This window comes from Azohydromonas australica DSM 1124 (assembly GCF_000430725.1).
GTDB classification, from domain to species: Bacteria; Pseudomonadota; Gammaproteobacteria; order Burkholderiales; family Burkholderiaceae_C; genus Azohydromonas; species Azohydromonas australica.
This window is the reverse complement of the sequence record NZ_KE387207.1, coordinates 176,285-190,675: the sequence shown is the minus strand read 5'-3', so window position 1 is coordinate 190,675 and position 14,391 is coordinate 176,285. Positions and strand designations below refer to the sequence as shown.

Genomic DNA, 14,391 nt, shown 5'->3' with positions numbered 1-14,391 from the left:
CCCCGGCGCGCGTTGACCCTCTTAAGAAACTCTAGCATCATGAACCATGTAACTCGGTTACACGCCGGGTCCGTTCACGCAGCAGAGTCTTTTTCGATGTCATTTGATCTGGTGTTCTTCGGTGGTACGGGCGACCTCACGTGGCGCAAGCTCATGCCCGCCCTGTTCCAGGCTTTCCGGCACGGCAAGCTGCCCGAAGGCGGGCGCATCCTGGCAGTGGCGCGCGACGCGCGCAGCGATGACGAGTACCGCCAGTTCATCCGCCAGCGCTTCGACGAGGTCGATGCCGCCAAGCGGCCCAGCGACGACGAGTTCGCCCGTTTCGCGCAGCTGCTGCACTACCGGCAGATGGACCTGTCGCAGCCCGAGCATTACGCGCGCCTGAAGCGCTGGCTCGACGAGCCGCGCGCCGAGGAAGGCCGCACGAGCCCGGCCGACACCGTGGTGCTGTACCTGGCCACCAGCCCGCACCTGTTCCCGGTCATCTGCGAGCAGCTCGGCAACGCGGGGCTGAACCACGACCGCATCCGCGTCGTGCTGGAAAAGCCGCTGGGCCACGACCTGGAGAGCGCGCGCCAAATCAACGCCGTGGTGCGCTCGGTGTTCAAGGAAAGCCAAGCCTTCCGCATCGACCACTACCTGGGCAAGCCCTCGGTGCAGAACCTCTCAGCGCTGCGCTTCGGCAACGCCTTCTTCGAGCCGCTGTGGCGGCGCGAGAGCATCGCCAACATCCAGATCACGATCGCCGAGTCGCTGGGCGTGGGCACGCGCGGGGACTTCTACGACCGCACGGGCGCGCTGCGCGACATGATCCAGAACCACGCGCTGCAGCTGCTGACCATGATCGCCATGGAGCCGCCGCCCACCGCGGACGCCGACGCGATCCGCGACGAGAAGCTGAAGGTGCTCAAGAGCCTGAAGCCCTTCACGCGCGAGAGCGTGCAGCGCGACGTGGTGCGCGGCCAGTACCGCGCCGGCAGCGTGGGCGGGCAGGCGGTGCCGGGCTACGCGGACGAGTCCAAGGTGCCCACGGGCAGCCGCTGCGAGACCTTCGTGGCGCTGCGCACCGAGGTGCAGAACTGGCGCTGGGCCGGCGTGCCCTTCTACCTGCGCACGGGCAAGCGCCTGGCGGGGCGCGACGCCCACATCGTCGTGAATTTCCGCCCCGTGCCGCACCCGATCTTTGCCGGCGTGCACCAGGCCAACAAGCTGGTCATCAAGCTGCAGCCCGAAGACGGCCTGGAGCTGCACCTGATGGCGGCCAAGGGCAGCGTGGGCCACGGCAGCGAGGCGCTGTCGCCGGTGTCGCTCGACCTGGACTTCGACAAGGCCTTCGCCAGCGGACGCGTTGGCGCTTACGAACGTTTGTTACTCGATGCCATAGCCGGGCGGCTCAACTTGTTCGTGCGCAGCGACGAACAGGAGCAGGCCTGGGCCTGGGTGGAGCCGATTCTTCAAGCATGGAACCAGGACCCGGTCGGTCCGCGACCCTACGTCGCGGGCAGCTGGGGGCCGCCGGCCGCCAGCGCTCTGGTGGCCCGGGATGGGTTCATGTGGGAAGAAGAGCAATGAGAAGAAGAGAACTGATCCAGGCTCTGAGCGTTGCCGGTGCCGTGCCCCTGGCCGCACTGCACGCCCCCGCGCGCGCTGCGGGCGTGGTGCGGCAGCTCTACCCGGGCATGTCGCTGCCGGCCCTGCTGGCCGCATCGGGCGAAGGCGACGTCATCGAGGTGATGCCGGGCACGCACATGGCGCAGGTCGGCGTGGTCACGCAGCGCGTGCTCACCATCCGCGGCGTGGGCACGACGCGCCCGGTGCTCAACGCCAACGGCGTCTCGGCCGAAGGCAAGGCCATCCTCGTCGTGCGCGGCGCCACCGACGTGCGCATCGAGAACCTGGAGTTCCGCGGCGCGCGCGTGGCCGATCTCAATGGCGCAGGCATCCGTTTCGAGAGCGGCGTGCTGAAGGTGAGCAACTGCGCCTTCTTCGACAACGAGATGGGCATCCTCACCAGCCACGAACCCAACTCGGTGCTGAAGGTGCGCAACAGCGAGTTCGGCTTCGCGGCCAACAGCCCCGCCGTAAGCTCGCCCTATCCGCCGCACCTGCTGTACGCCGGGCGCATCAAGCAGCTGTTCATCTCGGGCTGCCGCTTCCACGACGGGCTGGCCGGCCACCTGCTGAAGTCGCGCGCCCAGGAAACCATCGTGTGCTACAGCCTGCTGGTGGACGGCAGCGCCGGCAAGGCGTCCTACGAGGTGGACCTGCCCGAAGGCGGCATGGCCTGGCTCATCGGCAACGTCATCAGCCAGAGCGCGCTGACGCAGAACTCCAACATCGTGATGTACGGCGAGGAGACGTCCTCCCTCTCCCGCCACGGCCTCTACATGGCCAACAACACGATCGTCAACAACCGCAGCGCCGGCACCTTCGTGCGCGTGTCCCCGACGCGCCTGTCGGCGGGGCTGGACGCGCGCTTCGTCAACAACCTGCTGGTGGGCACGGGCGACGTGCAGACCGGCACCCTCGCCTGGCCCGCCAGCAACAAGATGACGACGCTGTCCTCGCTGCAGGCGCCTTCGTCGCTCAACTTCCGGCTCGTGGCGGGCTCGCCGCTGCGCGGCACCGGCTCGGCGCCGGGCACCGGCGGCGGACGCTCGCTGGCACCGACGGCGGAGTTCCTGCTGCCCCTGGGCACGCGCGCGATCACGGCCCCGGCCGCCTGGTCGCCAGGGGCCTTCCAGTGAGGCGCCGCGCCCTGCCGCCCCGTCCGCACCACGTGAGCGCCTGAGCGTGGGAGGACAGCGATGAGCGAAGGCAGCCCGATGCTGGAACGCATCCGCGCCGCCGTGCCGGCCCTGTCGCCGGCCGAGCAGCGGGTCGCGCGCCTGTTGCTGGAGGACGCGCGCGCCTTCGCCGAGCTGCCCGTGGCGGAGCTGGCCGAGCGCGCCAACGTCAGCAAGCCCACGGTGGTGCGCTTCTGCCGCAGCGTGGGCTACGGCGGGCTGGCGGACTTCAAGCGGCGCCTGGCCGGCAGCGTCAACGAGGGCGTGCCCTTCGTGCACCGCGCGGTGGACGCCGGCGACCGGCCCGGCGAACTCCTCGTCAAGGTGGTGGACAACGCCATCGGCGCGATGCTGGCCTACCGCAACCAGGCCGCGCCGCATGCCTTCGAGCGCGCCATCGACGCGCTGGAGCACGCCTGCCGCGCGCACCGGCGCATCGAGTTCTACGGCGTGGGCAACTCGGGCATCGTGGCGCAGGACGCGCAGCACAAGTTCTTCCGCCTGGGCGTGACGGCCACCGCGGTGAGCGACGGCCACGTGCAGGTGATGAGCGCCACGATGCTGCAGCCCGGCGACTGCGCCGTGATCATCAGCAACTCCGGCCGCAGCCGCGACCTGCTGGACGTGGCCGACATCGCGCGCCGGCGCGGCGCCACGCTGATCCTCATCACCGCGAGCGCCACACCGCTGGCGCAGACGGGCAGCAACGGCGCGCACCAGATCCTGCTGTCGGTGGACCATCCCGAGGACGCCGACCGCTACAGCCCCATGGTGTCGCGGCTGCTGCACCTGATGGTGATCGACGTGCTCACCACCGGCCTGGCGCTGCGCCTGGGCGGCGAGACGCTGCAGCCCATGCTGCAGGAGATCAAGAAGAACCTGCGCAACCGGCGCTACGTCAACGGGAGTTGAGGCGCCGCCGGCCCGCCGGCAGCTTTCGGGCTGCCAGAAAGACCGATGCCCGCTTTCGCGGGCATCGGCTCCAGTCTTCGGCGGGCGGCGTCAGGCTGTGTTGACGGCCGCAGGCCGCGCCGTCTCCTCCAGCCCCGGCAACGCCTCGTCCACGCCGTAGAGCTGCGCCAGCTCGGCCAGCGGCCGCGGGGCGGCGCTGATGCGCAGGTCGCCACCGGCGGCCTGCGCGCTGCGGCGCAGCTGCAGCAGTACCGCCAGCGCCGCGGAATCGAAGTCGCGCAGCGCGGAGGCGTCCACCTCCACCGGCGCGGCGCCCAGCGCCGGCTCCAGCGCGCGCAGGGTCTGCGCGGCGGTGGCCAGCGTCACGGTGTCGGGCAGCGTCAGGGCCACGGGCTTCAACCCTTGCCGCCGGTCTTGTTGCGCTCGGCCAGCTTGGCGATCAGGCCGTCGATGCCGCCGGCGGCGATTTCCTGCGCGAAGCTGTTCTTGTACTGATCCACCAGCCACACGCCCAGCACGTTGACGTCGTAGATCTTCCAGCCGTCGCCGGCCTTCTCCAGGCGGTAGTCGAGCTGGATCGGCTCGTTGCCGCCGCGCACCTCGGAGCGCACCACGGTTTCCTGGTCGGTCGCGTTGCCGCGGTAGGGCTTGAGCTGGATGGTGGTCGAGCTCTTCACCTGCGTGAGCGCGCCGGCATAGGTGCGCACCAGCAGGGTCTTGAACTCCTCCTGCAGCCGCTGCTGCTGCTGCGGCGTGGCGGTGCGCCAGGGGCGGCCCACCGTGGCGGAGGTCATGCGCTGGAAGTTCACGTGCGGCAGCACCTTGGCGTCCACCAGGGCGCGGATGCGGCTCACGTCGCCGCCCTGCACCGCCTTGTCGCCCTTGATGGCCTCAAGCACCTCGTCGGAGAGCTGGCGCACGAAGGCGTCGGGCGCCACGCCCTGCGCGTGCAGCGGCCCGGCCAGCAGGAAGGTGCCCAGGAAAGCGAAGAGAGCCAGAAACTTTCGGATCACGGAATGGGTTCCTTCAGGTTGCGGCGCCTACAGCGGCGCCGTGTCTTCAACGCGCAAGGGCGCCGTTTGGTTCACCGCGCCGGCGCGGAGGCCGGGGCCGGAGCCTGGGGCGCGGCGGGAGGTTGCCCGGACGTGGCATCCGGCGTGCCGCCGTCGTCCTCGTCCTGGCGCTCCTCGGGCGGGTTGCCGTCGTAGACCTGGCTGCGCCGGCGTGCCAGGTAGCCGTCGCGGATGAACTGGTACTTGTCCAGCGCGATGTCGTCCACGACCCGCGTGGCATCCAGCAGTTCCGAGCGCCGGTGCACCACCTGCAGCGCCGAAGCCGCCGCAACGTCGCTGCCTTCGCTGAACAGCACGGCGCTGGGCGAGGTCTGCAGGTCCAGCACCAGGCCCCCAGCGTCGCGCAGCGAGGACGGCCCCAGCAGCGGCAGCACCAGGTACGGGCCCGCGCCCAGGCCCCAGCGGCCCAGGGTCTGGCCGAAGTCCTCGCTCTGGCGTTCCAGGCCCAGTTCGGTACCCCAGTCCAGAAGGCCGCCCAGGCCCAGCGTCGTGTTCACGAGCACGCGAAAGCCCATGTGCACGCCCTCCTGCGGCTTGCCTTGCAGGAACTGGTTGATCGCGGACCAGGCGTCGCCGAAGTTGCCGATGAAGTTGCCCACCCCCGTGCGCACCATCGAGGGCACCACCTTGCGGTAGCCGCTGGCCACGGGCTGCAGCACGTTGCGGTCCAGCCCCTCGTTGAAGTTGAAGATGGAACGGTTGACGCGCTCCAGCGGATCTTGCGGGGACGTGGGCTGCGCCTGGACAACTGCGGCGCCCATCAGCAGCGCGGCGGCCAGCGACAAGGGGGCGAGCTTCATGGCGGGGCTCCTGGGTGAAAGGCGCGGGTCGGAGGGGCTCACGGCTTGGCGGGAGCGGAGGCCGGGGTGCCCTCGCCGGTGCCGCCGCCGGCATCGGCCGCCTTGTTGAAGAGGAACTGGCCGATGAGGTTTTCCAGCACCACGGCCGACTGCGTCTGCGTGATGGTGGCACCCGGATCGAGCATCTTGTCGTCCGCGCCAGGCTCGATGCCGATGTACTGGTCGCCCAGCAGGCCCGAGGTCAGGATCTTGGCCGAGGAGTCGCGCGGGAACTGCACGCCCTGCTTGACCTGCAGCGTGACCACGCCCATGTAGGTCTGCGGATCCAGCGTGATCGACTCGACGCGGCCGACCGTCACGCCGGCGCTGCGCACCGGCGCGCGCGGCTTGAGGCCGCCGATGTTGTCGAAGCGCGCCTTGAGCGCATAGGTTTCACCGTTGCTGAAGGCGGCCAGGTTGGCGGCCTTGAGCGCCAGGAACAGCAGCGCCGCCAGCCCCAGCAGCACGAAGCCGCCCACCAGAATCTCGATACTTTTCTTTGCCATGGGTTGTGTGTGAAGGAATCGCGGCGAAGGGTTCAGGTTCAGGGCGTGGAGAACATCAGCGCCGTGAGCACGAAATCCATCGCCAGCACGCCCAGCGAGGAGATCACCACCGTGCGCGTGGTGGCGTAGGCCACGCCCTCGGGCGTGGCCTGGGTCTCGTAGCCCTGGTAGAGCGCGACGAAGGTGCAGATCACGCCGAACACGGCGCTCTTGACGATGCCGTTGCCCACGTCGCGCCAGACGTCCACCCGGCCCTGCATGATCGACCAGAAGTTGCCCGAGTCGATGCCGATGAGCAGCACCGCCACGACGTAGGCGCCCAGGATGCCGATGGCCGAGAACATCGCCGCCAGCAGCGGCATCGCCACCACGCCGCCGACGAAGCGCGGCGCCAGCACGCGCGCGCGCGGGTCGATGGCCATCATCTCCATGGCCGCGAGCTGCTCGCCCGCCTTCATCAGCCCGATCTCGGCCGTCAGCGAGGTGCCCGCGCGGCCAGCGAACAGCAGCGCCGCCACCACCGGGCCCAGCTCGCGCACCAGCGCCAGGTTGACGATCAGGCCCAGCGACTCCGTGGCGCCGTAGGTCACCAGCGCGTAGTACATCTGCAGCGCCAGCACGAAGCCCACCGACAGGCCCGAGGCCAGGATGATCAGCAGCGACAAGTTGCCGATGGCATGCAGCTGCGCCACCACCAGCGAGAAGCGCGACAGCGCCGCGGGCGTGGTGCGCAGCAGGTCGATGAAGAAGAAGGCCGCGTGGCCCATCGAACGCAGCATCTGGATGACGCCCGCACCCAGGCGCGCCAGTGCGTCGAGCGGGGTCTTCATGCCGCCCTCCCCGGCTTGGACACGCCGAAGTCCTGCGCCAGCGGCGGCGCGGGGAAGTGGAACTTCACCGGGCCGTCGGGCTCGCCGCGCACGAACTGGCGCACCTCGGGGTCGGTGGAGGCCATGAGCTCCGCGGGCGTGCCCTGCGCCACGATGCGCCCGCCCGGCGCGGCCATCAGGATCACGTGGTCGCTGATGGCCATGCACTCGGGAATGTCGTGCGACACCACCAGCGAGGTCGCGCCCGTGGCGTCGTTGAGCTTGCGGATGAGGTTGGCCGCCACGCCCATGGAGATGAGGTCCAGGCCCGCGAAGGGCTCGTCGTACATGATCAGCTCCGGGTCCAGCGCGATGGCGCGCGCCAGCGCAATGCGCCGCGCCATGCCACCCGAGACCTCCGAGATGCGCAGCCGCGCCGCGCCGCGCAGCCCCACCGCGTTGAGCTTCATGAGCACGATGTCGCGGATCAGCGCCTCGGACAGCCCGGTGTGCTCGCGCAACGGGAAGGCCACGTTGTCGAACACGTCCAGGTCCGTGAACAGCGCGCCGAACTGGAACAGCATGCCCATGCGCCGGCGCAGCCGCAGCAACTGGTTGCGGTCGCGCGCGTTGACCTCCTCGCCGTCGAAGCGCACGCGACCCGCGTTGGGTGCGGCGATGCCGCCGATGAGCCGCAGCAGCGTCGTCTTGCCGCAGCCCGAGCCGCCCAGGATGGCCGTGACCTTGCCGCGCGGAAAGCGCAGGCTCACGTCGTTGAGGATCAGCCGACGGGCGTCGTAGCCGAAGCTGACATGGTCGATCTCGATCAGGGACTCGGGCTCAGGCATCAGGAATGGCAAGGAACGCGAAATACCGCGCAAAAAGAAGGCCCGCCGGCATGAATGCGGGCGGGCCTTCATTGTCTCATGCACGCTGCTGTGGTACCGGCAGCGTTGTGGCTTCACAGCAAGCGGCTTGCCAGCAGGCGCCGCGTGTGTGCAAACCGGCGCCCGGCACGGGCGCCGTACCTGAGGATCAGCGCGGCAGGTCGCTGGCGCCCATCAGGAACTCGTCGATCGCGCGCGCGGCCTGACGGCCTTCGCGGATCGCCCACACCACCAGGCTCTGGCCGCGGCGCACGTCGCCGGCGGCGAAGACCTTGGGCACGTTCGTGGCGTAGCCGCCGGTGAACTCGGTCGTGGCCTTGGCGTTGCCGCGGCCGTCACGCTCCACGCCGAAGCCTTCGAGCAGCGTGTTCACCGGGTTGGTGAAGCCCATGGCCAGCAGCACCAGGTCGGCCTTGAGCACCTGCTCGGTGTTGGGCACCTCGACCATCTTGCCGCCTTCCCACTGCACGCGCACCGTCTTGACGCCCGTGACCTTGCCCTTCTCGCCGATGAATTCCTTAGTGGCGATGGCGAACTCGCGCTGGCAGCCTTCCTCGTGGCTGGAGGAGGTGCGCAGCTTGTACGGCCAGTAGGGCCAGGTCAGGTCCTTGTTCTCCTGCTCCGGCGGCATGGGCAGCAGCTCGAACTGCGTCACGCTCACGGCACCGTGGCGGTTGCTGGTGCCCACGCAGTCGCTGCCGGTGTCGCCGCCGCCGATCACGACCACGTGCTTGCCCTCGGCGCGCAGCTGGCCCTTGAGCTTGTCGCCGGCGTTGACCTTGTTCTGCTGCGGCAGGAACTCCATCGCGAAATGGACGCCGTCGAGGTCGCGGCCCGGCACGGGCAGGTCGCGCGAGACCTCGGAGCCCGCAGCCAGCAGCACGGCGTCGAACTCGGCCTGCAGCTGCTCAGGGCTCACGCGCTCCTTGGCCCAATTCGTGATCTTGGTGCTCTTGGCGATGTCGCCCACGACCACGCCGGTGCGGAAGACCACGCCCTCGGCCTTCATCTGCTCGGTGCGGCGGTCGATGTGCGACTTCTCCATCTTGAAGTCGGGGATGCCGTAGCGCAGCAGGCCGCCCACGCGGTCGTTCTTCTCGAACACCACCACGTCATGGCCGGCGCGCGCGAGCTGCTGCGCCGCGGCAAGGCCGGCGGGGCCGGAGCCGATGACGGCGACCTTCTTGCCGGTCTTGGCCTTGGGCGGCTGCGGTACCACCCAGCCTTCGGCCCAGGCGCGGTCGATGATGGCGTGCTCGATGGACTTGATGCCCACCGGGTCGTCGTTCACGTTGAGCGTGCACGAGGCCTCGCAGGGCGCGGGGCAGATGCGGCCGGTGAACTCGGGGAAGTTGTTGGTCGTGTGCAGGACCGTGATCGCGTTGCGCCAGTCGTTGCGGTAAACGAGATCGTTGAAGTCCGGGATGATGTTGTTGACCGGGCAGCCGTTGTTGCAGAACGGCGTGCCGCAGTCCATGCAGCGCGCGCCCTGCACCTGCGCCTGCTCGGCGTTCAGGCCGATGACGAATTCCTTGTAGTTCTTCAGGCGCGTCTCGACGCCTTCGTAGCCTTCCTCGATGCGCTCGTATTCGAGGAAGCCGGTGACCTTACCCATGGTGTTTCTCTACTTTCGCTGATCGTTGGCTGCCGCCGGCCGCGCGCGCAGGCTCTGCACGCGCGGCGGCGCGGCTGGACCGGCCCCGCGGCGGCACGGCTGCCGCGGGCCGGCTTCCCCTTTACTTCGCGGGCACGCTCCCGGCGGCCTTGGCCTCCACCGCCTTGGCCTTGGCGATGGTCTGGCCGGCCTCGCGGCGCGCCGCCATCTCGCCCAGGGCGCGCTTGTACTCGTGCGGGAACACCTTGACGAACTTGGCGCGCGCGGCGGCCCAGTTGTCCAGGATCTCGCGCGCACGCAGCGAGCCGGTCCACTTGTGGTGGTCTTCCACCAGCTTGCGCAGCAGCGCCTCGTCGGTCTGGCCCTTGTGGAAGGTCACCGCGTCCTGCGCGGCGCGCTGCTCGTCGGCGGGCAGCACCTTCTCCAGCGCCACCATCGCGGTGTTGCAGCGCTTGGCGAACTGGCCGTCCTCGTCGTAGACGTAGGCGAGGCCGCCGCTCATGCCCGCGGCGAAGTTCCGCCCGGTCTTGCCCAGCACGACCACCGTGCCGCCGGTCATGTACTCGCAGCCGTGGTCGCCCGTGCCTTCCACCACCGTAGAGGCGCCGGACAGGCGCACCGCGAAGCGCTCGCCCGCGACGCCGCGGAAGAAGGCCTCGCCGGCCGTGGCGCCGTACAGCACCGTGTTGCCCACGATGATGTTCTGCGTCGCGTCGCCGCGGAACTCGATGCTCGGACGCACCGCGATGCGGCCGCCCGACATGCCCTTGCCGGTGTAGTCGTTGGCCTCACCGATCAGGTAGAAGGTGATGCCCTGGGCCAGGAACGCGCCGAAGCTCTGGCCGCCGGTGCCTTCCATCTGCACGAAGATGCTCTGGTCGGGCAGGCCTTCGGGGCGGTGGCGGATCAGCTCGCCCGAGAGCATCGCGCCCACGGAGCGGTTGACGTTGCGCACCTGCTCCATGAACTGCACCTTCTCGCCGCGCTCGATGGCGGGGCGGGCCTTCTCGATCAGGCGCTGGTCCAGCGCCTTCTCCAGGCCGTGCTCCTGCAGCTCGACGTGCAGTCGCGGCACCTCGGCCGGCACGACCGGCTGGTGGAAGATGCGGGTGAAGTCCAGGCCCTGCGCCTTCCAGTGCTCGATGCCCTTCTTCATGTCGAGCAGGTCGGCGCGGCCGATCAGGTCGTCGAACTTGCGGATGCCCAGCTGCGCCATGAGCTGGCGCGCCTCTTCGGCCACGAAGAAGAAGTAGTTGACCACGTGCTCGGGCTTGCCCGAGAACTTGGCGCGCAGCACCGGGTCCTGCGTGGCCACGCCCACCGGGCAGGTGTTGAGGTGGCACTTGCGCATCATGATGCAGCCCTCGACCACCAGCGGCGCGGTGGCGAAGCCGAACTCGTCGGCACCCAGCAGCGCGCCGATGACCACGTCGCGGCCGGTCTTCATCTGGCCGTCGGCCTGCACGCGGATGCGGCTGCGCAGGCGGTTGAGCACCAGCGTCTGCTGCGTCTCGGCCAGGCCCAGCTCCCACGGCGTGCCGGCGTGCTTGATCGACGACCAGGGCGAGGCGCCCGTGCCGCCGTCATGGCCGGCGATCACCACGTGGTCGGCCTTGCACTTGGCCACGCCCGCGGCGATGGTGCCCACGCCCACTTCCGACACCAGCTTCACCGACACGTCGGCGCGCGGGTTGGCGTTCTTGAGGTCGTGGATGAGCTGCGCCAGGTCCTCGATCGAGTAGATGTCGTGGTGCGGCGGCGGGGAGATCAGGCCCACGCCCGGCACCGAGTAGCGCAGGAAGCCGATGTACTCGGACACCTTGCCGCCCGGCAGCTGGCCGCCCTCGCCCGGCTTGGCGCCCTGGGCCATCTTGATCTGGATCTGGTCGGCGCTGACCAGGTACTCGGTGGTGACGCCGAAGCGGCCCGAGGCGACCTGCTTGATCTTGGAGCGCAGGCTGTCGCCGGCCTTCATGGCGTAGTCGGTCACGACCACTTCGCTGCCCACCACGTCCGACACCTTGGTGCCGTCGGTGATCGCGATGCCCTTGAGCTCGTTGCGGTAGCGCGCCGGATCCTCGCCGCCCTCGCCGGTGTTGCTCTTGCCGCCGATGCGGTTCATGGCGATGGCCAGCGTCGAGTGCGCCTCGGTGCTGATCGAGCCCAGCGACATGGCGCCGGTGGCGAAGCGCTTGACGATCTCCGCCGCGGGCTCCACCTCCTCCAGCGGGATGGCCTTGCTCGGGTCGAACTTGAACTCGAACAGGCCGCGCAGCGTCAGGTGGCGCCGGGACTGGTCGTTGATGAGCTGAGCGTACTCCTTGTACGTCTCGAACTTGCCCGAGCGCGTGGAGTGCTGGAGCTTGGCGATGGCGTCGGGCGTCCACATGTGCTCTTCGCCACGCACGCGCCACGCGTACTCGCCGCCGGTGTCGAGCATGGACTGCAGCAGCGGGTCGTCGCCGAAGGCCGCGCGGTGCATGCGGATGGCTTCCTCGGCGATGTCGAACACGCCGATGCCGCCCACTTGGCTGGCGGTGCCCCGGAAATACTTGTCCACCACCGCCTTGTCCAGGCCGATGGCTTCGAAGATCTGGGCGCCGCAGTACGACATGTACGTGCTGATGCCCATCTTCGACATGATCTTCGAGAGACCCTTGCCGATCGCCTTGATGTAGTTGTAGATGGCCTTCTCGGCGCTGAGGTTGCCCGGCAGCGACTGGTGCATCTCCGCCAGCGTCTCCAGCGCCAGGTACGGATGCACGGCCTCGGCGCCGAAGCCCGCCAGCACGGCGAAGTGGTGCACCTCGCGCGCAGAGCCCGTCTCCACCACCAGGCCGGCCGTGGTGCGCAGGCCCTCGCGCACCAGGTGCTGGTGGATCGCGGACAGCGCCAGCACCGCGGGGATCGCCACGTTCTGGCGGTCCATGCGGCGGTCGGTGATGACCAGGATGTTGTGGCCGCTCTTGATCGCGTCCACGGCCTCGGCGCACAGCGAGGCGAGCTTGGCCTCGACGCCCTCGTGGCCCCAGGCCAGCGGGTAGACGATGTTCAGCTCATAGGTCTTGAACTTGCCGTTGGTGCTCTTCTCGATGGAGCGCAGGCGCGCCATGTCGTCGAAGTCCAGCACCGGCTGCGACACCTCCAGGCGCATCGGCGGGTTCACCGCGTTGATGTCCAGCAGGTTGGGCTTGGGACCGATGAAGCTGTTGAGCGACATCACGATGGCCTCGCGGATCGGGTCGATCGGCGGGTTCGTGACCTGGGCGAACAGCTGCTTGAAGTAGTTGTAGAGCGGCTTGTTCTTGTCCGACAGCACGGCCAGCGGGCTGTCGTTGCCCATGGAGCCGGTGCCTTCCTCGCCCGCGGTGGCCATCGGGGCCATCAGGAACTTGATGTCTTCCTGCGTGTAGCCGAAGGCCTGCTGGCGGTCCAGCAGCGTCTCGGCGAGCTGCGGCATCTCGCCCTTGGCGTCGATCGAGTCGAGCTTGATGCGCACGTTCTCGATCCACTGGCGGTACGGGCGGGCGCTGGCGAACTGGTTCTTCAGCTCCTCGTCGTCGACGATGCGGCCCTGCTCGAAGTCGATCAGGAACATCTTGCCCGGCTGCAGGCGCCACTTCTTGATGATGCGGTTCTCGGGGATGGGCAGCACGCCGGTCTCCGAGGCCATGATCACCAGGTCGTCGTCGGTGACGATGTAGCGCGCCGGGCGCAGGCCGTTGCGGTCCAGCGTGGCGCCGATCTGGCGGCCGTCGGTGAACACCATCGAGGCCGGGCCGTCCCAGGGCTCGATCATGGCGGCGTGGTACTCGTAGAACGCGCGGCGGCGCTCGTCCATGAGCGTGTGCTGCTCCCAGGCCTCCGGGATCATCATCATCGCCGCGTGCGCCAGCGGGTAGCCGGCCATGCTCAGCAGCTCCAGCGCGTTGTCGAAGGTCGCGGTGTCCGACTGGCCCTCGAAGCTGATCGGGTAGAGCTTGCTCAGGTCGTCGCCCAGCACCGGCGACTTCATCACGCCCTCGCGGGCGCGCATCCAGTTGAAGTTGCCCTTGACGGTGTTGATCTCGCCGTTGTGGGCCACCATCCGGTACGGGTGCGCCAGCGGCCACTCGGGGAAGGTATTGGTGGAGAAGCGCTGGTGCACCAGGGCCAGGGCCGAGGTCGTGCGCTCGTCCTGCAGGTCCAGGTAGTAGGTGCCGACCTGGTCGGCCAGCAGCAGGCCCTTGTAGATGACCGTGCGGCAGCTCATGCTGGGCACGTAGTACTCGTGGCTGTGCGTCAGCTTGAGCTTCTGGATCGCGGCGGAAGCCGTCTTGCGGATCACGTACAGCTTGCGCTCCAGCGCGTCCGGCACGATCAGGTCGGGGCCGCGGCCGATGAAGACCTGGCGGATCACCGGCTCCTTGGCGCGCACCGTGGGGCTCATCGGCATCTCACGGTTGACCGGCACGTCGCGCCAGCCCAGCAGCACCTGGCCCTCGGCCTTGATGGCGCGCTCCATCTCCTGCTCGCACGCCAGACGCGAGGCGTGCTCCTTGGGCAGGAAGATCATGCCCACGCCGTACTCGCCCAGCGGGGGCAGCTGCACGCCCTGGCGCGCCATGTCGGCACGGTAGAGCTCGTCGGGGATCTGGATCAGGATGCCCGCGCCGTCGCCCATGAGCTTGTCGGCACCGACCGCACCCCGGTGGTCCAGGTTCTCCAGGATCTTCAGACCCTGCTCGACGATGCTGTGCGCCTTCTGGCCCTTGATGTGGGCCACGAAACCAACGCCGCAGGCGTCCTTCTCGTTGGTGGACTGGTACAGACCACCCTCGGCCAGCGCCGCGATCTCGGCAGCCGTAGCAGTGTTGTTCGTAGGTCCGGCGGCCGTGCTCATGGGCGCTCTCCATCAGGGAATCAGGGAAGTCCCGGAGACTAGTGCAGGAAGCCCCCCGATTCAAGTGCTAAAAAATGGGGTA

Annotated in this window: 11 protein-coding genes; 3 read left to right on the top strand and 8 right to left on the bottom strand. The window is 68.9% G+C overall.

Going from position 1 to position 14,391, the window contains the following annotated elements; translation table 11 throughout:
• Positions 1-96: 96 nt before the first annotated feature.
• From zwf to H537_RS0128405, 3 genes are all read left to right on the top strand, one after another.
• Positions 97-1,572 (top strand): glucose-6-phosphate dehydrogenase, encoded by a 1,476-nt coding sequence (zwf, locus tag H537_RS0128415; protein ID WP_029000567.1) that lies wholly within the window; start codon positions 97-99, stop codon positions 1,570-1,572.
• On the top strand, positions 1,569-2,747 hold the full coding sequence (locus H537_RS0128410; RefSeq protein WP_051243418.1) for a right-handed parallel beta-helix repeat-containing protein: 1,179 nt from the start codon (positions 1,569-1,571) through the stop codon (positions 2,745-2,747). The genes zwf and H537_RS0128410 overlap by 4 nt, the downstream gene beginning before the upstream one ends.
• 78 nt (positions 2,748-2,825) lie before the next feature.
• Complete coding sequence (locus tag H537_RS0128405) at positions 2,826-3,698, top strand: MurR/RpiR family transcriptional regulator (protein ID WP_029000565.1); 873 nt, start codon at positions 2,826-2,828, stop codon at positions 3,696-3,698.
• A 90-nt stretch (positions 3,699-3,788) separates the two neighbouring features.
• Here the strand turns inward: H537_RS0128405 and H537_RS46030 are convergent, their stop codons facing one another.
• The 8 genes from H537_RS46030 to H537_RS0128365 form a co-directional block, all read right to left on the bottom strand.
• The gene (locus tag H537_RS46030; RefSeq protein ID WP_238446841.1) at positions 3,789-4,088 is read right to left on the bottom strand and encodes an STAS domain-containing protein; all 300 of its coding nucleotides are present in this window, start codon (positions 4,086-4,088) and stop codon (positions 3,789-3,791) included.
• A gap of 5 nt (positions 4,089-4,093) precedes the next feature.
• Positions 4,094-4,711 carry an MlaC/ttg2D family ABC transporter substrate-binding protein gene (locus H537_RS0128395; RefSeq protein ID WP_051243415.1) on the bottom strand — a complete coding sequence of 206 codons (618 nt, stop codon included), beginning with the start codon at positions 4,709-4,711 and terminating at the stop codon, positions 4,094-4,096.
• Between the two features lie 71 nt (positions 4,712-4,782).
• The gene (locus tag H537_RS46025) at positions 4,783-5,571 is read right to left on the bottom strand and encodes an MlaA family lipoprotein (protein ID WP_064736066.1); all 789 of its coding nucleotides are present in this window, start codon (positions 5,569-5,571) and stop codon (positions 4,783-4,785) included.
• 38 nt (positions 5,572-5,609) lie between these two features.
• Positions 5,610-6,116 (bottom strand): outer membrane lipid asymmetry maintenance protein MlaD, encoded by a 507-nt coding sequence (gene mlaD / locus H537_RS0128385; protein WP_029000563.1) that lies wholly within the window; start codon positions 6,114-6,116, stop codon positions 5,610-5,612.
• A 38-nt stretch (positions 6,117-6,154) separates the two neighbouring features.
• A complete protein-coding gene (mlaE, locus tag H537_RS0128380; protein ID WP_084151003.1) occupies positions 6,155-6,946 on the bottom strand; it encodes a lipid asymmetry maintenance ABC transporter permease subunit MlaE in 792 nt (263 codons plus the stop codon).
• Complete coding sequence (locus H537_RS0128375; protein WP_029000561.1) at positions 6,943-7,776, bottom strand: ABC transporter ATP-binding protein; 834 nt, start codon at positions 7,774-7,776, stop codon at positions 6,943-6,945. The genes mlaE and H537_RS0128375 overlap by 4 nt, the downstream gene beginning before the upstream one ends.
• Before the next feature lie 184 nt (positions 7,777-7,960).
• Positions 7,961-9,427 (bottom strand): glutamate synthase subunit beta, encoded by a 1,467-nt coding sequence (locus tag H537_RS0128370; RefSeq protein ID WP_029000560.1) that lies wholly within the window; start codon positions 9,425-9,427, stop codon positions 7,961-7,963.
• A 121-nt stretch (positions 9,428-9,548) separates the two neighbouring features.
• A complete protein-coding gene (locus H537_RS0128365; RefSeq protein ID WP_029000559.1) occupies positions 9,549-14,309 on the bottom strand; it encodes a glutamate synthase-related protein in 4,761 nt (1,586 codons plus the stop codon).
• Positions 14,310-14,391: the final 82 nt, after the last annotated feature.